This window comes from Ensifer sp. BR816 (assembly GCF_000378985.1).
Lineage (GTDB): Bacteria > Pseudomonadota > Alphaproteobacteria > Rhizobiales > Rhizobiaceae > Sinorhizobium.
Map to the genome: position 1 here is coordinate 2,975,572 of NZ_KB905370.1, position 19,316 is coordinate 2,994,887.

Genomic DNA, 19,316 nt, shown 5'->3' on the forward strand with positions numbered 1-19,316 from the left:
CGCCTGAAATTGTGGGGGCGGGTCCCGTCGCTGCCACGCGTATCAAAGCGTCGCCAGCGTTCGGTTGGCTATCCCACCCCGGTAGGACTGTTGGATCCGCACCTTCTCCTCCAGCGCGACGACGATGTCCTCGCCGAAATCGACACCATGCGCGGCTTCGATCTCGGGAAGCCCGCCGGGGGTGAAGACGTTGGCTTCCAGTATGCGATCGCCGACGATATCGAGGCCGACCAGGAACATGCCGTCCTCGATCAGTTTGGGGCGCAATTTATCCGCGATCGCGAGAATTTCCGGCGTGACGGTCGCCGGTTCTGCAGTGCCGCTGGCATGCAGGTTCGAGCGAACGTCGCCCTTCGCCGGGACGCGCCGGAACGCGGCATAAGCGCCTTCGCGTTCGAGCGGCCGCCCGTTCATCAGGAAAAGCCGGATGTCGCCGCCGACCGCGTCCGGCAGATAGGTCTGGGCGATCAGATATCCGGCCCCGCTCGCCGCCTCGAAAATCTGGTTGAGATTGACCTCCTCCTTGGACTGGATCTTGAAGACATTCTTGCCCCCCGACCCCTGCAGCGGTTTCAGGATGACCCCGTCCGGGTGCGCTTCGATGAAGCTGCGGATTTCCTCGATGCTCCTGGAGATCATCGTCGTTGGCCGGACGATTTCCGGGAAGCCCTGGAAGTAGAGCTTGTTCTGTGCCAGCGCCAGACCGTCGGGATCATTGACGACGATGACGCCACGGGCCGCGGCCAGCCGGCCGAAATTGGTCCCGACATAGACCGCCCAGGGACGTCGATCGGCGTCCTCGGACGGGTCGTTCCTCAGAAACAGCACCTGGACCTCGCGGATGTCCATGGTGATGACCTTCGCTTGAGCTTCCTTGAGACTTGTCAGCAACGTTTCCGGCTTCTTCGGTTTGGCGCCGTTCAGGGTGGTGGCGCGGATCAGCAAGCTGTCGTCCGGTCGAAGCACGAAATCCCCGGGCGTGACATAGCAGACCTCATGGCCACGGGAGAGTGCGGCGAGCGCCAGCGACGTCGTCGTGTAATACGTCGCCTCGCCCTCGATGGAGTTGACGAAAAAGGCGATGCGCATGAGCGGCTCCTAAGTATCCAACAGTTCGAGCGGAGACAGGCCGGAGCGCGCCTTGGCAAGCCGCGCCGGTGCCTGGGGATGGTCGAGGAACATGGGGCGCACCGCCGGCCCGCCGAGCAGGCCGCGCGCGCTGAGTTCCTGCATGACCCCGAAATGCGAAGCCGCGATCTTTCCCATCCAGAAGGGTTCGAGCGCGCCGCCATCTGCGAGATGGTCGAGCAGTTGCAGGAGCCCGCGCAGATAGATCGCATCCTTGACGAGGCCGCCGCCGCGATAGACGCGTAGAACCACATTGAAGGCGTCTGCCTCCGGTAATCCGTGCTCGCGGGCGAGAAGCCGATAGGCTTCCGGCAGCGACGCGCCGTCAAGCATGCAGGCGCAGGCAATCACCCGCGCCGCGATCAGGCGAAGCCGTTCGCTCGTCATGCCGCCAGACAGGTATTCTGCAAAGACCGCCAAGCCTTCCTGCATACCCTCGTATCCGGCAAGCCCTGAGCGAAAAAGGCGCAAGCCCTGGGCCGAGCCGTTGAAATAGGTCAGGAGATGAACCCCGATCTCGTGGCTCAGAATAGCCTCGACACGATCGACCGGCATAAGCGTGCTTCTCGCGATCAGCAACCGCCTGCCCGATACCAGCAAACCGGAAGGAAGATCGTCCCGCACTTCAACGCGCGCTTCGAAGGTGCTGCAACGACGCGCATATTCGGCGATCATTTCACGCGCCCGCCTTTCGACATGGTAGCAATCCGCGCGCACGCGGATTGCCGATTCGGCCACCGAGGTTGCGCCATTGTCGGTGCGGGTGAGGACGTCTCCTGCGGCCTGCAGGAGCGCGGTCTCCACCGGCCCGTACAGGGCACGGCCAAACTCTATGAATTTTGCCGTTTCCCGCGCGGAAAGAATCGAGAGTTGCAGATCGAGTTCCTGCTGCTTCTCGCGGTAAAGCTGGTAAAGCACCGGGTCCTCGAGATGCTCGAAGGGAATGGAAAATAGCTTTCGCTTCGCCGCCTCCACCTGCAGGGTCAAGGGCCGATAAAGAAAGCGTGGCGCTCGACCGAAATCGCTTGCGGCAAACTCGGTCCAGGCGGCTGCGGCGTTTATCGGCGTGACGGCAAGCAGGAAGTCGAAGGTGGAGGCCACTTCGTCGATGCAGCGGTCGGTGCGTACGACGGCGTCGACAAAGGCTTTTCGCCCCAGGGCGCGATGGGTCGGCGTGCTCAGGCTTCCCGTCGCGCTGGCGAACGCCGCGAAGGCGTGCAGGCCGGCATCAAAGATGGCAGCGATCAGACGCTCACGAAGCTCCGGATAGGTCTTGTTCGACTCCTGCTGGCAGTAGACCGGCGCAAAGCGCACGCGCATCAACGGGAACGGTACGTCGAGCGCCCCGGCGGCGGCGCGTGTTTCTTCCGGCCAGTTGTGCACTTCGGCTCGTGGCGTGCGGAACTTCACCTTCGTCGCCTCGATCGCCGCGATGAAGGCGCGTACGGCTGCACGGATCGGGCCGGCTTTCTCTGCCGTCACTTCGATTGTGAACGGCGGCAGAAATGGTGCCTTGTCGGTGAGCAACTCGTCAGAGGCGAGTTCGCCCATTTCGAGCACCATGAACGCTCCGAAGCGGCGCTCGAGAAGCGCCCCGACGGCGGTGACGATCGCTGCGGCGGTCGGGCCGTCCGGCGCGAGCAGATAGGAAGCATTGGCCTGGGTTATCTCTCGCGCGACGGGAGCATGACGGTCACTTGAGATGTGGACGCAGAGGAAGGGTAGGGCCCGATCGATATGCAGGCGCCCGCCGCCCGGCAGGTCTTTCCGCACCGCCTTTCCCGCCTCGATCGCGGCGATCACATCGGCCAGCCAATCCAGATCGTCCGGTGATATGGCGCTGCGCGCGCTCGCCGGTTTCATCGTTCCGACTCCAATGCGTTGGCGAGTACCGGCAGCGTCGAAGCGATCAGTCTTCGGAGCGCGCCGAGTGCTTCGAGGCACGGTTCTCCGGTCCATTCCTCCATGAAGATCTTCTTGAACTCGACCGCGATCGCGCAGCCCGTGTCCGGGAAATGCTCGTGGATGAAGCGTGTTTGGTAGCCGCGCCCCTGAAAGGCGATGTTTTCCCGCACGTCCAGCCGGCCGCCCGGAAAGTCGAAGGACTGTACTGCTTCCACGAAGCGATCGACCACCGGCGCCCATTTCGTCCGGTCCATGGAAATGGTGCCGATATTGACGTCCGGTGCTTCCGCGGCGCTCGTCCGCTCGGCCTTGGGGCCGCCGCGGCGGTGGTTGTAACTGTGCACGTCGAGAAGGACGAAGCGTTTATGGCAGCGTTCGATGCCGCTGAGGTACGATTTCAGCATGGCATAATATTCATCGTGAATGGCGAGCGACGCTTCGGTAATCTCGCCGGGCAACGCCTCCGTCCACACGTCGAGACCCCAGGCCTGTTCCGGCCGCAGGTAGATGGCGCCGTCGCGTGGTCGATTGATATCGACCTCGAAACGAGAACGGTGAACAACGATCCGGTTCGGCACATCGCGGATAATGACCTCGGTAAAGGGATCCTCTTCGCGAAGGCGCTCGTCCTCGCCAAGCCGACACAAGCGCTTCACGGCGTCGCGCATCGTGTGGCCATTGTGAATAGCGGTCGCGACGACGGGCGACTGGCCGCGATGCTGCGTCCACCATTCGCTCAGCGCTGGGCGTGTCAAATCCGCATCGGCTTGGCGCGCTGTGTTCATATCCATGGCTCCGCGACCGCGTTCGGTTGCATTCGAAGACGCGGTCTTCAGCTACAATTCCGAACGAAGTTTTTCGGTTCCAACGGCCGAAGGAGAACCTTAGAGGGCGCTTTCCTCAGGCGCGATTGATCGTGGGCAAGAGGAGTGCCACTTCCCGCTGCCGCTCGGGGCTGAGCGTTTCGACATTGGTCTTCCAGAAGGCTTCGGCCTCGTCCGGCTCCGGCTCCCAGTTCCGGATCGACGTCACGTTGTCGTCGATGACCACTCGACGGTGGCCGCCGAGGCGCAGATATTCGTCTGCCAGCTTACGCGCGTTCATCTGTTCCATGGCTTCACTCCAGGTTGTTATCCCGAGTGCCCAGAACTCCAGTGTCGTCGGAACGTTCCGGGCCTTTTGGACGCTCCCGGGACACAGCTATGAACTTTATACGCTTTCTGACCTGCGAAAGCGACGTTTCTACTCTCATCGTCTGGGCCGTCACCCGGCCGGATTAGGCGCTTCGCGGACCGCCATGCTATCATTCGCGCTTTCCTGGGCGTGCAGGGAACAGCGGAGATGCAGCGGAAGCTGGCTGCCATTCTGGTCGGCGATTTTGTCGCCTCGACGTCTGCGATGGAGCAGGACGAGGAACAGACCATCGCGCGCGTCGTCGATTGCATGACGGTCATAGGAGAGATCGTCACGCGCTTTGAGGGCAGGGTCTTCAATACGGCTGGCGATGCGATCCTCGCGGAATTCTCCAGTCCCGTGAACGCGCTTCGCGCCGCCATGGAGATGCGCGGCGCGATCGGGGCTGTGCCGCGGACCTCCTCGCAGGACATGCGCTTCGGCCTGCACCTCGCCGATGTGGTCGTTGTCGGCGACGACCTTCGCGGTGATGGCGTCAATGTTGCCGCCAGGATCGAGGCGTTGGCCGAGCCCGGTCAAATCGAGGTTTCCGGGTCGCTCTACGACAATGTTCGCCGTGTCTCGCCCTGTGCATTCGGCGGTCGGCGAGCGTCAGCTGAAGGGCGTGTCCGAGCCCGTCCGAATCTACCGCGTCGGCGCGGCGATGGACCGCCACCGCTTCCAGGTCGCGCCCACCCGTGCCGCGCCGCCCTCGTCGGTCCGTCCGAATTCCGTCGTCGTGACGCCATTTTCAACGGCGTCGTCGAGCGACCAGGATCAGTCCTTCCTCGCGGAAGGGATGACGGATGACCTGACGCTCGAGCTCAGCCGATTGAAGAGCCTGTTTGTCACGTCGAGATCTGCGTCAAGCGTGTTGCGAACTGCCGATCCCGTCGAAATCGGCAAGGTGCTCGGCGTCCGCTATGTGGTCGCCGGCTCGGTGCGCAAGACCGGCACCCAGGTGCGCGTCAATATTGCCCTTATCGAAACGGGGCAGGGGCATATGCTCTGGTCCGATCGCATTCAGCGTCCCTTCGCAGAGGTCCTCGACATCATGGACGAGATCACCGCGCGGGTTGCCGCGACGGTATCCGGCCGGATCGAGCAGTCCGAACTCGCTGCGGCGCGCCTGAAACGGCCGGAGAGCATGTCCGCCTACGAGCACTACCTCAGGGGTCTCGATCATCATCGGCTGGCGGGCGTCGCCGACCTGCACCTCCATGAAGCGATGGGCTGGTTCGAAAAGGCTATGCAGTCGGATCCGGGCTTCGGGCGACCCTTCGCGATGCATGTCTGCTCGTGGAGTTCACTGCCGAGTTTTGATCTCGAGGCTGGCGAACTGCAGACGGCTCATGCCCTGGAGCTCGACCCCACCGATCCGGAGGCCCACCGCATCATGGGCGCGATCAAGATGAAGCGGGGCGATTTCGTGGCATCGCGCTTCCACCATGAACGCGCGATCGAACTGGCGCCCAACGATGCCTACACGATCGGCCGCTGCGCGGCCTACTACGTGTTCGCCGGTGAGCCCCTGCGTGCGCTCGAACTGCTCGATCGCGCCGAGACGCTGGATCCGTTCCTGCCGGTCTGGATCACCGAGGAACGGGTCGCGTCGCTCTACGCGCTCGATCGTTTCGACGAGATGTTCGAGGTCGCGCACAAGCTGCCGTTCCAGACGCGGCGCACCTACCTCTATCGGATTGCTGCGCGCATGGCCTGTGGTGACAGCGAGCGCGCGGTTGAACTCGTGGCCCAGGCACTCGCCCTCGATCCCATGTTGTCTGCCGAGTATCTGGTTGGCCAGGAGCTATTCAAGGACCGGGCGATCCTGGAGGCGCTGGTGGAACGAACCCGCGCCGCCGGCCTGCCGGCGTCGCGCGACACGGCTTCTTACGCTGCCTGACCCCGTGAACGGGAGGATGCGGCCTATACCGCGTCCTCGCCGACGGGAGCCGTCTTCTCCGCACTCGAACCGCGCCGCCTGCGCGCCTGATGGCGGCGGGCAATCTTCGCGCGCACGGCCTTCAATGGCCGCGCGGCCTCGTCGGAAAGCGCCTCGCGGACGGCGTCGGAAATCACGGAGACGACGAAATCGGCCTGCAACTCTTCGACCATTTCAGCGTTCGGCGTGCCGTCTTCCCGCCAGAACACGATGCCGATGCGGGCGCTCGGCGCAATGCGCTTGAGCCGGCGCACGATGAACTTGGCATGGCGAAGTGAATCCTCATCGAGGAAGCTCACCAGGATCGCGTTGCGCGCCGGGAAGGGCAGGGCCCGAATGGTCCCGGGCTTCAAGTCCTCATGGCTGGCGGAAGCGACTTCCGCCCCTTGGACGCGGATGACCTGGGCGAGCATCGCCGCCGTCACGTCGTCGAGTTCGCCGCGTCCGCCGATGCAGAGCACGGCTTTTCCGTCTCCGAGGGGCAAGTCATAGTCGTCGCTCGGGTCGTCTCCTTCGCCGTTGTTTTCGCCGGCCTCATCCTCCTCGTCTTCTTCTTCCTCTTCCGCGGCGATTTCCTCGAGATTGGCGACGAGCGTGCGGGCGCTCTGGGCAATCTGGGCCACCTGCGGCTCGGACAAAGCGCCGCGGGTGCGGTCGTGCTCCGCGAGCAGCAGGGCGGGAATTGCGACCGTGTCGTAGAATTCGACGAGATATTTCTCCTCGAGCATTTCTTCGGCGTTGTCGGTCGCCTCGTCCGGATCGCCGGCGAGCAACCGTTGATAGAGCCGTTCCTTGGGATCGAGCACGGGCTCGTTGCCCAACAGGATTTCCAGGAACTCGAACTGCGGGACATGGCGGCCTAGCACGACCAGGCAAACCGTGAGCGGCGTCGACAGCACCAGGCCGACCGGCCCCCAGAGCCAGGCCCAGAAAATCGCCGCGACAATGATCGCGAGGGGTGAAAGGCCGGTCCGCGAACCGTAGAGCCACGGCTCGACGACATTGTTGCTGAGGAGCTCCAGGACGATGAAGAGAGCCGCCGTCCAGACCAGTAGGCTCCAGCCCGGCGCCGCGGCGAAGGCGAGAAACAGGGGAAGGACGGCCGCGATGACGGGGCCGATATAGGGGACGAAGCGCAGCACGATGGCGAGCATCCCCCAGAGGATCGCGTTGGGGATGCCGAGCAACCAGAGGCCGACGGCAAGGGGTATGCCATAGGTGATGTTCACCACCAGCTGCATGAGCAGATACTGGCCGACCCGCGCGCCGGCGTCCTGCAGGGCCTCGGTCGTGCGGTGCAGGTCACCATAGCCGACCAGCCGGATGAAGCGGTCGCGCAGATCCTCCCTTTCGAAAAGCATGAAGATGACGACGACAACGACGAGGCCGGTCGTGGCCAAAGGCCCGAGTAGCGGATTGATGATGTTCCTGAGCGTTTCTATCGGGCGTTCAGGAGAAAATATCTCCACGAGAAGTGGTTTCTGCTCAGGTTCCGGTGCGGGGGATACGGGCGTTTCCGGCCTGGGCCGGCTGATTTCCGTGCTGATCCTTTCCACGACGCGGCTGAGGCGTTCGAAGATCTGGCTTTCCGATCCCGCCTCCTTCAGCACCCGGACCTTTTCGATGATGTTGTACTGGTAGGTGGGGAGGTTCTGCGCCACCTCGCTGACCTGCACCGCGAGGATGGCGCTGAATGCGGTGAGGAATAGGAAGGCCGTCGCGACGGTGCCGATTACGGCGACCGAGCGCGGCAGCCCCACTCTTCGAAGTCTCGATACAGCCGGCGCAAGCGCGAAGGTGAGCAGGATTGCGATCGCCAGTGGCAGAAACACTTCGCTGGCGAAATAGAGGACAGCCACCGTCGCCGCCGTCGCGGCAAGCGTCGGAAGCCGGGAAGGCTGGGCGATTGCCGCCGTTCCTGGCGCGCCTGCGATCTGCAATGATCTGGTACCGGCCTTGACCGGATCCTGGTCGGCTCTCCGCGAAAACCTCAGCATCTTATCCCCTATGCCCCGAAACCTTCAGACTGCCTTGTGCATCTCCGAAGGGCCTTGGGCAAGATGAGGCCTACACCACGGCACTGCCGGCGAGCAGCGCAAGGATCAGGAAGAGCAGGAATATGGCGAGCGCCAGATAGAACAGGATCTTGGCGATCCCGGCCGTCGCCGCGGAGATGCCGGAAAAACCGAGGAATCCGGTAATCAGCGAGATAACCAGGAAAATAAGAGCCCACTTGAGCATGGCGCAACCTTCATTCGTGACGTCCTGGTAAGCAATTAGGGCAGCCATGAAGGAAGCCTAGCGCATCGGCTCGAAAATCGGGCCCGATTTTCGGAAAGCACGATGCGTAGCTTCAAAGACTTACAGCGTCCTTTGTGCGTCCTGAAGAACGTACGGCGCTGTAGAGGAGCACTCGCCTGCTACTTGTTCGGCCAGATCTCCTGCTCCCTGCTGACGTCGGCGAGGCCACGCCGCGCGTCCCGGTTACCGGTTGCCGCGGCGGCTTCGAAGATGCGCTTCGCTTCGGTGAAACGGTTGAGGTTGAGATAGGCATAGCCGCGCAGCACCATCAGGTCGGTACGCTCCGTGGAGATCCGCCGCAACTGATCGAGGAATATCAGGGTCTCGCGGTAGCGGCCGGCGTCGAAGGCGGCGATTGCCCTGTCTGCCAGTATAGCGGTCTGCAGTTCGGCCACGCGGGCACGGCTTTGCGGCGACTTTGTCGCGGCGACGGCCGCCTTGCTGGTCAGCCCGGCGCGCAGATAGGCCAGGCTCTGGCCGTAGGCGGCATCCTCCCTCACGGCGGAAGCAGGAGCACGAAGCGCAACCTCGAAGGCTTGGGCGGCCTCAAGCGGACGGTTCATGTCCATCAGGCACCATCCCCGCGCCAATGCCGCCTGCGGCGACAGGTGGCTCGGGTCGACGGTCTCGCGGCAGCCGATCGTCCTTCGCACGACCTGACGCGGCGCGGTGCCGACCCGAACGGGCAAGCTACCCTGTCGACGGATAACGGCAACGGCCGGCTGGCCGCTTGCCGCAGCGATCGGCTGGGGGCCTTGGACCGGCGGAGTTGGAAGCTGACCGGGCGCCGCCGGCTTTTCCGGCTCGCCAAGGCGAGCGATCCGCTCCGAGCGGCCGGCCCATAGCCGCTGGATTTCGGCCGTGCCGGCGGTGTCGCCGAGCTGGTGGCGGGTGATCGCCAGACCGTAGGCCGACGGCTCGTCATCCGGCTTCCAGCTGAGCGCCGTCGAAAACCATTGAAGGGCCGTTTGCGGCTGCCCCAGGGTGCGGGCATACCAGCCGAACTGCTGCGCGGTTGCCGGGTCGCGCGCCTTGATGGTCTCCTGTGCTATGCGCTGAAGGACCTCGCCGGTGAGAACCACCGGCGGTTCTATCGCCAGCAGATTGGCGGTTGCGGCCATATAGGTGGCGAGAGCGTCGGCCGACGCATCCCGCCAGGGATAGAGCACCTTCTCGGCTTCTTCCGGCGCCTTGCGGTCGATCAAGGTGAGCGCCAGGCCTTGCGAGGCGGAGGCCGAGTCCTGCTTTTCGCGCGCGCGCCTGAACCATTGCTCCGCCGCGCTCATGTTCTTGCGGCGCAAGTGATACCAGCCGAGTAGCAGCGCGTCCGACGCCGTTCCCTGCGTCTCGACCAGCCGTTCGACGCGCTGCAGGTATTTCGGGTCGACGGCAAGCGTCGCGTCGTCTTCGCCCTCGGCGACGAAGCGGCGGGCGAGATCGTCGCGGATGCTTTCAAATTCCAGCGTTCCGGAGGCGTTTGGCCTTTCGTAGGAAAGCAGTTCCTGGACGATGGCGTAGGGCAGGGCGGCGGCGGCTTTCTGCAGAGTCGCCAGCCGCTCCGGCTCGCTGTCGCAATTCTTCAGGATGTAGAGATAGGCGTCGCGCGCCCGTGTCTGGCGGTTCGTTTCCGCGAAAGCCTCGGCGACGCGCCAAAGCACGTCGACCTCGCTGCAAGTGAGCAGGATCGGCGTGCGCGCGCCGACCTGAATGACGGTCTCATACTGTTTGAGATCGGAGGCATTGACGAGCCGTGCCCGCGCTTCGGCGACATCGAGGCGCTCGAGGAGATCGGGTGGCGGCTGCCAACCGGCCTCCTTTGTTTGCCGTTCGGCGATCGCTTTGCGCACTTCCGCGTAGCGCTCTTGCGAATAGAGCTGCCACATGGCTTCGAGCTGCACATCCTTGTTGCGGGGGACGGCCAAGGGATCGTCAGGAGGCGTCCAGTTGGGGTATAGCGCTCTGAGGCGCGAAATCTCCGCCTGCAGACGGGCGGTGTCGCCCTGGCTGGCGAAGTAGCGCAGGGCCGATTCGTCGACCGCCGGCGGCTCGTCAGCCGGAGGGGTTTTCGCTTCAGGCGGCGTTCCCGCTTGGGCGACGTCGAGCGAACCGGGCTCTCGCGCCCCCTTCCTGCCGCCCTCCGCATGGCCGAAGGGAGCGGCCAGTTCCGGTGCGGCACTGGCGATGAAGTCTCCCAAGCCCTTGCGCAGATGGTTGCCGTCGGCGAAGCCGGCGATGCCGATCACCGCGGCGGTGACACCTGCGAAGGCTATGACTGGAAACTTCATAAACACTCCGGGTGCTTTTCCTCCACGAAAGACAACCCCAGCAGGTGCAGGGTCGAAGGGTAATATTGCGTAGGGCGGAACGCCCTGGAATCTTCGGGCACCTTGGTACCTTCGAGCACACAGGCCAGAATATGGTTAACAAATCGATAACCGGGATCCGTCAGCGTCGCGCGCACCGCCCCGCTTTCGAGATCGCGGGTCAGAAGCTCGCCCTGCGGACCAGACATCCCACGTTGCAGCCTCAGGAGCATCTCCCGGTCTGATTGATCGGAGCGCACGAGATAAAGGGGAATGCGCAGAGCGTTGAAACCGAATTCTCGCGGAAATCCCGCAGCCGGCTTGAGCGTCGTCTTGGCGCTTACCCAATCGGCCGGCATGTCCTGCGGTCCGAATTTCATGCCCTGGATCATCGCCTTGCCGTCCGCCCCGAGCGCCTGCCATTTCGGCGAGGGGACGAGCCGATCGAGCACGGGCAGTGCTTCGAACACCCAATAGGAGGGATTGATGACCGGGCCATCGTCGCGATCGGCGGCTGAAAACCCCGCGATACCGGGCAAGAGCAGCGTGCGCCCGCCATGCTTGACGACGGTCTTGTCGAGAATGGCCCTGGCGATTGTGGCTGCCGCCTGCGAATAATCGCTGCGGCCCCAGCGCTCGGCAGCGAGCGCCAGGCCATAGGCGATCAGAATGTCGCCGTCGGTCGCATTGTTGATGTCGGTGACATGCGGGTCGCTGTCCGGACTCCATCTCCAGGCGGCGAGCCCGTCGTCGCGCAACAGAAGTTCGCGACGCGTAAAGGACCAGATCTGCTCGAAATCGGCCGGTTCGTTTGCCAGGAGCGAAAGCAGCAGGCCGTATCCCTGTCCCTCGCTATGGCTGACATTGCCATTGGCGTCGTCGAGGATGCGGCCGTCCGGATCGAGAAACTTCGACTTGTACTGCGCCCAGGCGTCGGCTTTCACGCTTCCCTGCCTCTCATCCGCTTCGGCCCGTCCGGCCAGCGCCGCCAGAAGGAGCGCGAATATCAACAGGTATCTCATGTTCGGCGCCCCAGTTTACCGAGCAGCACGGCAGTGGCCAATCCGAGCACGACTGCAAGGCTGACGAGCAGGACCGCATAGAAGAGAATGTTCGTCGAAAGCCAGTTCGCGGCGATCAGGCGATAGTTCCAAAAGGACGGCGGTTGTGTCTCGACGAGGCTGAAGCGGCGGGCCGGTGTGGCGCTCACCTTGTCGTCGACGGGGTTGTAAACCGCAATATGCCCCGACACTTCGCTCCATCGGGACGTGTCCGCGATCGCCGCCACTCCCTCGCGCAGCAATGCCGGCGAAGGAGCTGCCACGACCGTCCAGGTGGCGTTTTCTGCCGGATTGGCCGATTGTGCCACCAGCAGGGTCGCCGCTTCCGGCGGAACGAAAGGCGCCTCGGCCTCTGGTATCAATCGCAGCGAATTCAGCGAAATGTCGAAATTCTCCTTGAGCCAGCTCTCGAAATCGATGATGGCGCTCCGCCAGCCGCCGCCCTTCAGCCGCGTCTGCCATTCGTCTAGCGCCGTTTGTGTGTTGCGCCCCTGGGCAACGTCCTTCGCGCTCCCCCAGGACGCCTGGCTGACCGTGTCGATCCCGGCCTGCGTCAGCACCATCGTCGGCAGCTGCGGCATGGCGCCGATAAACAGCGCTTGCCGGCCGTCGGCCACCAGCGGATCGGCGATCGATTCGATCTGCATCGGCCGTCCACCGGCGACGGCCAGCTTCGCGATGAAGGTCCCAGCCGCGGAAAGCGTGTCGGCGTCGGTCCTGTCGATGAAGAGTGCCACCGGATCGGCGCTCCCGCGATACGGATAGGCCGAGCCGGACGTTGCCGCCAGATCCGGGCGCCGTGCGATGCGGGCGAAATCGGGCATCGCGAATTCAGACGTGTCGAACAGGGCAAAGCGTGGTTCGGTGGAGGCGGCGCTCCCGGGGGCGCATATTTTGTCGGCTTCGGTCAGCAGGACCGCTTCCAATTCGATGAGATTGGCTCCGGGCCGGAAATGCCGCAGCGTCACATTGATCGGAAGATGGCGAAGAATCCCGCCCGCCGATGCTTCCAGGGCGACCGTCGTGGCTATGTTGCCGTTGACATAGACGTCGATCCGGCTTCCGGGACGCACCGCCTCCGTGTAGGCGGCGTCGAGAAGGATGGTGGCCTCGCCATAAGCGTCGGCATAGAAATCCGATGGGATAGCCACCTGGAGGGGCGTCCGGAACCGCCGGCCGGAAAATTCGGTCGTCGCGACGCCCAGCTCGGAAAAGCGCAGCCGCTTGCCGGAAAATACCAGCGGCGTTTGCGGCAGCCGCCAGCGCTCCGTCTTGATGATATCGCGCGGGATGTTCGTCGGTCGCTCCGTCGCCGCAGTGATCGTTTCGATGGCGACGGAAACGGCCGTCCAATCGGGGCCGCTGAGGACGAGAACCGGCGCATGTGCCGGCTCGGTTTCGGCGAAGGCGGCAATTGGGCCGGTTGCCGCCTCGGCGGGCAGCGAGGGAAGGAGGGGCTGGAGTTCCGTTGCGGTTCCGGCAAGGATCGTCAGCTCTCCGGGCTTGTCGAGCTCCGGCATGACGCGGCTGAAGACGACCGATTGGGACCGCATGCGCCCGAGCAGCGCGACGCCCTGCGCCAGCCGCATCAGCACCGGCACGCGGCTCGGCTGCTCCAGAGCGGGCGCCACGATGTTGAACTGGGTTCGACCGGCCTCGTTCGTGCCGACGGCCTGAATGTCTTCGATGGCGCTCAGCGCCCGGGGCTCCTCCCCCTCGAATGTGATGAAGGCGCTCTCCGAGGCGATTTCCGTCCAGAGTTCGTAGGTCGACTGGATCGTGCAGTCGGTTCGATGGCGGTGGCGCGCGCGGAAGCGGATTTCGTTCTCGCCGGTACGCAACAGGCCGGGAGGGATGTCGTAGCTGCGCTCATGCGGCTCATCGGCCGCCTGCACCGCTCCTTCGCCGACCAGCTTGCCGTTGACCAGCACGGACAGGACGGATGCCTCGGGGGCGACAACGATCGCGTTCTGATAGGCAAAGCTCAGCTCGCGGCCGGCTTGCGCCTGCGCCGGCGTCAGATAGATGGACCAGGCGCGCTCGTCCGCTTCACCGGCGAGCGACACGGTCGGAGACGGTAGGATGAAGCGCAGGAACGGCTCGGCAGGCGGCCGGGGCGCGCTCACCTCGGGGTTTTTGCCGGGCCTTGGCTCCGCATTACGTCCTTGCGGTGCTTGCTCCACCGGCGGCGCGGCACGCTCCTCGGCAGGGCGTTCACCCGACATGTCGAAGGGAGAGGGCTGTGCAGCCGCCGGCGACCCGGCCAAGAGTACCATCAGGAGTGCGAGCACGCGGTTCATTTGCTTGCTCCCGCTTCGGTTTTCACGCTGCGGAAGAAATAGATGAGACCGCGGTTCATCTGATAAAGCGCCAGCCAGAGGAACCAGAATGTGCCGCGCACGAGACCCGGATTGCCGCGCCGCATGCGCTGAAACTCGCTCCACTGCTGCGAGTTCGCGAAGATGAGGTCGGCGACAAGGCTATGGTGGCGGGCGATTTCCGGCAGATAGCGGCAGCCGACGATGGTCAGATCGCCATCGGTCTCGATATTCCTGATCGAAACCGGCAGCGTTTCGAAGCTGCCGTTGCCGCTATAGGGCTCGAAGCGGATGTGCCCTTTCGTGTCGATGAGCAGCCCGTCGGTGGGCAGGCCGTAGACTTGGACTCTCGCCCCATGCGCTGAAACATTCTCGATCGTTGCCGGATAGGTTTGCTCGCCGAACGAGAACTCGCAGCGTCGGCTGACCTTCACACGCCTCGAGGCAGCCTTTTCACCACGCTCGGAAACGACGCCGAGCGCGCAGCCGGCCATGATGAGATTGAGGAGATTCCAGCCGCCGACGACGAGCGTGATATCCGCCTTGTAAGGCTCCGTATAGACCCGGTAAATGGCGAGCGCAGTGGCGATAAGGAGCACCGCGAAGATGACGAAGAACGGCCGGCTGATCTCGGAAAGCCGGCTTTCGAGGACGGATTCGTCCTTTGCCGTCACCTTGAACGTCGGCTTGCGCGGGTTGAGTAGAACCGAGACGACCGCCGGCAGCAGATGCACGGTCTGCGCATATTCGTAGAGCTCGGATATCCAGGGCCAGCGGAACGATCCGTAGAGATAGTTCTGCATCGTCAGGTTCACGAGCATGTAGACGAGCGTATAGGCGAGGAACTCGCCGCCCGATGCGGTGAAGATCTGGAGGTCGAAGAACAGGTAGAAAAGCGGTGCGAAGAGGAAAATCGTCCGCGAGAACGGAAACAGCCAGAAGAGCGTCGACGACATGTAGCAGAGGCGCTGCGGTATGGACAGGCCGCCCTTGAGCAGAGGGAAGCGGAACATCAGGATCTGCATCATTCCCTGCGCCCAGCGGCTGCGCTGGCCGATGAAACTCGCGAAAGTCGCCGGCTGCAATCCGGCGATCAGGGGTCGGTCGACATAGACGCTGTTCCAGCCGCGCCCATGCAGCGCCAGTGCGGTCTCGCAATCCTCGGTGATGCTCAAGCCGCTGAAGCCGCTCGTATCCTCCAGCGCCTTGCGCCGGAGCACGGCCGCCGAGCCGCAGAAGAAGGCGGCGTTCCACTTGTCGAGACCGCGCTGGATGATGCCGTAGAACATCTCGTTCTCGCTCGGCATCTTCTCGAAGGTCCTGAGGTTTCGCTCGAGCGGATCGGGGTTGAGGAAGAAATGCGGCGTCTGTACCAGGAACAGGCGCGGATCGTCCTCGAAATAGCCGACCGTTTCGAGCAGGAAGTCGCGCGCCGGCGCATGGTCGGCATCGAATACGGCGATCAGCTCGCCGTTCGAATGCAGCATCCCGTTGTTGAGATTGCCGGCCTTGGCATGCTCGTTGCGGTCGCGGGTGAGGTAGCGTACGCCGAGATCCTCGCAGAGTTTCTGCAGTTCCCGGTGCCGCGCGGCAGCGCGCTGCGCATCGACGAGATTGGTGGAATTGCGCTTCTGCAACGTGCCGCCGTCGTCGAGCAGCCAGACCGTCAATTTCTCGGCCGGGTAGTCCATGCCCTTCGCCGCGGCGAGCGTGTTGGCAAGCAGGTCTGTATCCTCGTTATAGGACGGCACGAAAATGTCGACCTTCGGGTATTTCCCCGGCGTCGCCGAACGCGAGGGCCGCGGCGGAAGCGGCATGGCGACCACGAACAGGCTGAGACCGAGCATCATCACGCTGTACATTTCGGCGAGGTAGAGCAGGATTCCCGGAATGAAATTCTCGGGCTGGTTGACAGGTGGCAACGTGCTCGTCGTGCGCCAATAGACATAGCGCAGCACCATGGCGCTGCCGAAAGCCAGCGCGACGAGCCGCCATTTGCCGCCTGCATCCAGGAGCTTGATGAGCGCCATGAACGTCACGACAAGGACGCTTGCGACCAGCTGCGTCTGCATGTTGACGGGCAGCGTGATGAGCGTGACCAGGCAAAGGGATATGACAACCCATGCGGCAAGAGTCGCGGCCTTACTCATACATTTGCCTTCCAACAGCGGCCTTCATGCCGCTGGCAATGATTTACAACACAAACCGGATCAGACTATCCCGTTGAGCCCCATAGCAGGCCCGAGTTAGCGCCCTGTTAAGGGCAGGCCGTACCTCCCTGTGGTGCGCAAGGCGGCAGGGGGACGACGACGGTCCCTGCCGCACCGGCGGGGCCCGTCGGGCTCGGCAGGCTTCCGCCTGCCTGCGGCGCGGGTAGTGGCGCGACGACCGGCTGGCGCGTCACCTCCGGTTTCTCGATCGCAGCCGCCGCCCGAGCGGGAACCGTCACCACTGCGCGTCTCGGCCGTTCGAGCGCGGGCGCCTGGTCCGAAGGCGGCTCGGTCCGGTAGATGGGGCTGCCGGTGCGTCCGAGCCCGACGTCGACCGGCGGCGGCGGCCCATAGGGGTTCCAGGACGGATCGCCGATGATGGTTCCGCTGATCGTATAGCCGTAGACGACGCTCAGCAGTTCGTTTTCCGTCGCGCCGGTCGCACAAAAGCGCAGCCGCACCTGTATGGTGCCATAGCTGCGCAACGGCGAGCGCTGGCTTTCCGGCGGACGTATCTGCTGCCAAGCATAGAGGCAAGCGTCGCCGCCGCGCCGTCCGAAGGCATAGCCGAACGGTCCGTAGCTGTTCTGAAGGAAATAGGGCGACTGGACCAGGGGGACGCCCGGAATGGCGCGCCTTGCCTCCCGCATCATTTCCGATGCGCGGACGGCAGAATAGGCTGCCGTCTTCTGATCGAGCCCGGCATCCGTCGGTCCGAAGAATGTGGCGCGCAGGTAGTTCTGTCCGGGCGTCGAAGCGGAAGTATGCAAATTGACATCCTGTTCGACGGCGTTGCCGAAACGCCGCTCGACCACGTTCAGGATCTCAGGTCCACCGGGCGGCGGCAGGACGAGGGCGTTTTCCGTCGGTACGATGGTTGCGCCGGTTGGAACGCGGGCGCCTTCACGGGCCGTGCAGCCTGCAAGGGACAGCAACACGAGAACAATCAATCCGACGGCCTTGCCGCTGCACCACAAACTGGCAACCTCCAAACTTGCCCCCGTAGGGACGCGCGTCTCCTTGAAACGCGCAAGAGCCGATGCGGCACATTGAATAGCTACATGTTCAGTCAATCGACTCGATCTCTTGAAACAAATAGCAGGCAGGAAAGGCATGCAGAGGTCTCGCCGTCCGCATTCCACATCTCAACCTTGCGCCGCGACCACGAATCGCGATCGGCCGCCACGCCAGAAATTGCATAGTGCAAGTGGGGGTTTTTTCAAACCCGCATAACGGGGCACGTCAAAGCCTTCAGTCCAAACGGCGTCTTTGGCCGTGGCAATTTATATCAGCCGGAGGCAAGGCCAGCCCTTTGTCGTTCGAGGAACATTTCTGATTGAGCGCGGTTCGTCGTGATGGAGATTGCAGCCATGAACGTGAATTCCGAACGCAGCCAGTCCCTTTGGATGGCAACCGTCCCGGAGCATCGGGCGCAGCCGCTTGCCACAAATGAGCGAGCCGATGTGGTCGTGGTTGGGTCCGGTATCGCCGGCCTCTCGGTCGCCTACGAACTGTGCCGCGAAAAGCAGTCGGTGATCGTCGTGGATCGAGGCGCGCTTGCCCGAGGTATGACGGCGCGCACGAGCGCGCATCTTGCCTCCGTTCTCGACGACTTCTACCACGAACTCTTAAAGCTGCGTGGTCTCGAGGAGGCACGACGCTACTTTCACAGCCAGGTCGCGGCCCTTGATAGGGTTGAGCAGATCCAGGCATCCGAAAACATCGAGTGCGACTTCCGTCGCCTCGACGGCTATCTGTTCGCGGCGTCGGACGAAGACGTTTCCATCCTCGAGCGGGAGATCGATGCCTGTCACGGCCTCGGCTTCTCCGGCGTCGCCTGGGACACATTGCCGGGCACGGGAGATGGCGGCGAGCACCGCTGCCTCCGTTTTCCGGAACAGGGACGATTCCATCCGCTCAAATATCTTGACGGTCTCATCCGCTGCATCGAACGCGATGGCGGGCGGCTATACGCAGAGACACCGGTCGTGAGCGTCGAAGAGAAGGGCGGCGAAACGATCGTCCACACGCGGCAAGGCCATGAAATCCGCGCGCGAGCGGCGGTCATCGCAACGAATTCGCCCATCAACGACTGGATCGCAATTCATACGAAGCAGGCACCATATCGGACCTATGTCTTTGCCGGCCGAGTACCAAGCGGCTCGGTGGTCGATGCACTGTATTGGGATACGCTGGATCCGTACCACTATGTGCGACTGCAGCCGTCAGGCGCAGAGCATGCCTGGCTGATTGTAGGCGGCGAGGATCACAAGACCGGACAAGCCGACGACCAGCCGGAGCGGATAGCGAGGCTCACGGAATGGGCAAAGGCGCGCTTCCCGCGAATGGGCGATCCGGAATATGCCTGGTCCGGCCAGGTGATGGAGCCGGTGGACTATCTCGCCTATATCGGCCGCAACCCCGGAAACGACAATATTTTCGTTGTGACCGGCGATTCCGGCGAGGGCCTGTCGAACGGCGTCGCCGGTTCGTTGATCCTGCGCGATCTTATCCTAGGCCGCGACAATGCCTGGACGGACGTCTACCAGCCCAATCGGATCTCGATCGGCGCAGCGGGCGAGTACATTTCTGAAAATCTCACCATGCCCGCCAATCTCGCCGAACATCTCACGGGCGGGGAATTGTCTTCGCTCGACGAATTGAAACCGGGCGACGGCGGCCTTTTCCGCCGTGGCACGGCAAAGCTTGCAGCCTACCGCGACGCTGGCGGCGAACTCCATATTCGATCCGCGACTTGCACCCATGCCGGCTGTGTCGTGCACTGGAACGGCTTTGAGAGATGCTGGGACTGTCCATGCCACGGTTCCCACTTTTCGGTGGATGGCGAGCCCCTAAACGCGCCGGCCTTCAAGCCGCTTGCGGCCGCTGACGAATAGGCGCGCAGCGGCGGGACCACGATATCTCCCAGGCATTTTTGGCCTCCAGGAACAACCGGCCGCGTGAGCCGTTCACAG

Annotated in this window: 13 protein-coding genes and 1 pseudogene; 3 read left to right on the plus strand and 11 right to left on the minus strand. The window is 63.5% G+C overall.

Annotated features, from left to right (window positions below; all coding sequences use genetic code 11):
• Positions 1-42: 42 nt before the first annotated feature.
• From RHIBR816_RS0114315 to RHIBR816_RS0114330, 4 genes are all read right to left on the minus strand, one after another.
• The gene (locus RHIBR816_RS0114315) at positions 43-1,089 is read right to left on the minus strand and encodes a glutathione synthase (RefSeq protein ID WP_018237244.1); all 1,047 of its coding nucleotides are present in this window, start codon (positions 1,087-1,089) and stop codon (positions 43-45) included.
• Between the two features lie 9 nt (positions 1,090-1,098).
• On the minus strand, positions 1,099-2,991 hold the full coding sequence (locus RHIBR816_RS0114320; protein ID WP_018237245.1) for a flavohemoglobin expression-modulating QEGLA motif protein: 1,893 nt from the start codon (positions 2,989-2,991) through the stop codon (positions 1,099-1,101).
• Complete coding sequence (locus RHIBR816_RS0114325) at positions 2,988-3,824, minus strand: N-formylglutamate amidohydrolase (protein ID WP_018237246.1); 837 nt, start codon at positions 3,822-3,824, stop codon at positions 2,988-2,990. Before RHIBR816_RS0114325 ends, RHIBR816_RS0114320 begins: the two co-directional genes overlap by 4 nt.
• Positions 3,825-3,933: 109 nt before the next feature.
• Positions 3,934-4,146, minus strand: a complete 213-nt coding sequence (locus tag RHIBR816_RS0114330) for a hypothetical protein (RefSeq protein WP_018237247.1) — start codon at positions 4,144-4,146, stop codon at positions 3,934-3,936.
• Positions 4,147-4,431: 285 nt separating this feature from the next.
• Here RHIBR816_RS0114330 and RHIBR816_RS38385 point away from each other — a divergent pair.
• Both RHIBR816_RS38385 and RHIBR816_RS34170 read left to right on the plus strand, forming a co-directional pair.
• A pseudogene (locus tag RHIBR816_RS38385) lies at positions 4,432-4,719 on the plus strand (adenylate/guanylate cyclase domain-containing protein); the annotation flags it as partial.
• Positions 4,720-4,783: 64 nt separating this feature from the next.
• Positions 4,784-6,109: an adenylate/guanylate cyclase domain-containing protein gene (locus RHIBR816_RS34170; protein WP_245262748.1), complete on the plus strand. Its 1,326-nt coding sequence runs from the start codon at positions 4,784-4,786 to the stop codon at positions 6,107-6,109.
• A gap of 23 nt (positions 6,110-6,132) precedes the next feature.
• On the opposite strand, the gene RHIBR816_RS0114340 is transcribed toward RHIBR816_RS34170, so the two are convergent.
• From RHIBR816_RS0114340 to bcsN, 7 genes are all read right to left on the minus strand, one after another.
• Positions 6,133-8,145, minus strand: coding sequence for an AI-2E family transporter (locus RHIBR816_RS0114340; protein WP_018237250.1), 2,013 nt, complete (start codon positions 8,143-8,145; stop codon positions 6,133-6,135).
• A gap of 70 nt (positions 8,146-8,215) precedes the next feature.
• Positions 8,216-8,389 carry a DUF1328 domain-containing protein gene (locus RHIBR816_RS35960; protein ID WP_018237251.1) on the minus strand — a complete coding sequence of 58 codons (174 nt, stop codon included), beginning with the start codon at positions 8,387-8,389 and terminating at the stop codon, positions 8,216-8,218.
• Positions 8,390-8,568: 179 nt separating this feature from the next.
• A complete protein-coding gene (locus RHIBR816_RS0114350; protein WP_018237252.1) occupies positions 8,569-10,734 on the minus strand; it encodes a tetratricopeptide repeat protein in 2,166 nt (721 codons plus the stop codon).
• Positions 10,731-11,774: a glycosyl hydrolase family 8 gene (locus RHIBR816_RS0114355; protein ID WP_026186997.1), complete on the minus strand. Its 1,044-nt coding sequence runs from the start codon at positions 11,772-11,774 to the stop codon at positions 10,731-10,733. Before RHIBR816_RS0114355 ends, RHIBR816_RS0114350 begins: the two co-directional genes overlap by 4 nt.
• Entirely contained in the window at positions 11,771-14,113 is a 2,343-nt protein-coding gene (locus RHIBR816_RS0114360; RefSeq protein WP_018237254.1) for a cellulose biosynthesis cyclic di-GMP-binding regulatory protein BcsB, read from the minus strand. The genes RHIBR816_RS0114355 and RHIBR816_RS0114360 overlap by 4 nt, the downstream gene beginning before the upstream one ends.
• Positions 14,110-16,281 carry a UDP-forming cellulose synthase catalytic subunit gene (gene bcsA, locus RHIBR816_RS0114365; RefSeq protein WP_018237255.1) on the minus strand — a complete coding sequence of 724 codons (2,172 nt, stop codon included), beginning with the start codon at positions 16,279-16,281 and terminating at the stop codon, positions 14,110-14,112. The genes RHIBR816_RS0114360 and bcsA overlap by 4 nt, the downstream gene beginning before the upstream one ends.
• Before the next feature lie 107 nt (positions 16,282-16,388).
• The gene (bcsN, locus tag RHIBR816_RS0114370; RefSeq protein WP_018237256.1) at positions 16,389-17,318 is read right to left on the minus strand and encodes a cellulose biosynthesis protein BcsN; all 930 of its coding nucleotides are present in this window, start codon (positions 17,316-17,318) and stop codon (positions 16,389-16,391) included.
• Positions 17,319-17,711: 393 nt separating this feature from the next.
• On the opposite strand from bcsN, the gene RHIBR816_RS0114375 reads away from it, so the two are divergent.
• Complete coding sequence (locus tag RHIBR816_RS0114375) at positions 17,712-19,238, plus strand: FAD-dependent oxidoreductase (protein WP_026186998.1); 1,527 nt, start codon at positions 17,712-17,714, stop codon at positions 19,236-19,238.
• The last annotated feature ends 78 nt before the right edge of the window (positions 19,239-19,316 follow it).

Excerpts from the sequence above, each read along its gene's own strand:
- RHIBR816_RS0114320 (WP_018237245.1), bottom strand. The coding sequence starts at position 2,991 with ATGAAACCGGCGAGCGCGCGCAGCGCCATATCACCGGACGATCTGGAT.
- RHIBR816_RS0114360 (WP_018237254.1), bottom strand. The coding sequence starts at position 14,113 with ATGAACCGCGTGCTCGCACTCCTGATGGTACTCTTGGCCGGGTCGCCG.
- RHIBR816_RS0114350 (WP_018237252.1), bottom strand. The coding sequence starts at position 10,734 with ATGAAGTTTCCAGTCATAGCCTTCGCAGGTGTCACCGCCGCGGTGATC.
- RHIBR816_RS0114315 (WP_018237244.1), bottom strand. The coding sequence starts at position 1,089 with ATGCGCATCGCCTTTTTCGTCAACTCCATCGAGGGCGAGGCGACGTAT.
- RHIBR816_RS0114340 (WP_018237250.1), bottom strand. The coding sequence starts at position 8,145 with ATGCTGAGGTTTTCGCGGAGAGCCGACCAGGATCCGGTCAAGGCCGGT.
- RHIBR816_RS0114330 (WP_018237247.1), bottom strand. The coding sequence starts at position 4,146 with ATGGAACAGATGAACGCGCGTAAGCTGGCAGACGAATATCTGCGCCTC.
- RHIBR816_RS0114355 (WP_026186997.1), bottom strand. The coding sequence starts at position 11,774 with ATGAGATACCTGTTGATATTCGCGCTCCTTCTGGCGGCGCTGGCCGGA.
- RHIBR816_RS0114325 (WP_018237246.1), bottom strand. The coding sequence starts at position 3,824 with ATGGATATGAACACAGCGCGCCAAGCCGATGCGGATTTGACACGCCCA.
- bcsA (WP_018237255.1), bottom strand. The coding sequence starts at position 16,281 with ATGAGTAAGGCCGCGACTCTTGCCGCATGGGTTGTCATATCCCTTTGC.
- RHIBR816_RS35960 (WP_018237251.1), bottom strand. The coding sequence starts at position 8,389 with ATGCTCAAGTGGGCTCTTATTTTCCTGGTTATCTCGCTGATTACCGGA.
- RHIBR816_RS0114375 (WP_026186998.1), top strand. The coding sequence starts at position 17,712 with ATGAACGTGAATTCCGAACGCAGCCAGTCCCTTTGGATGGCAACCGTC.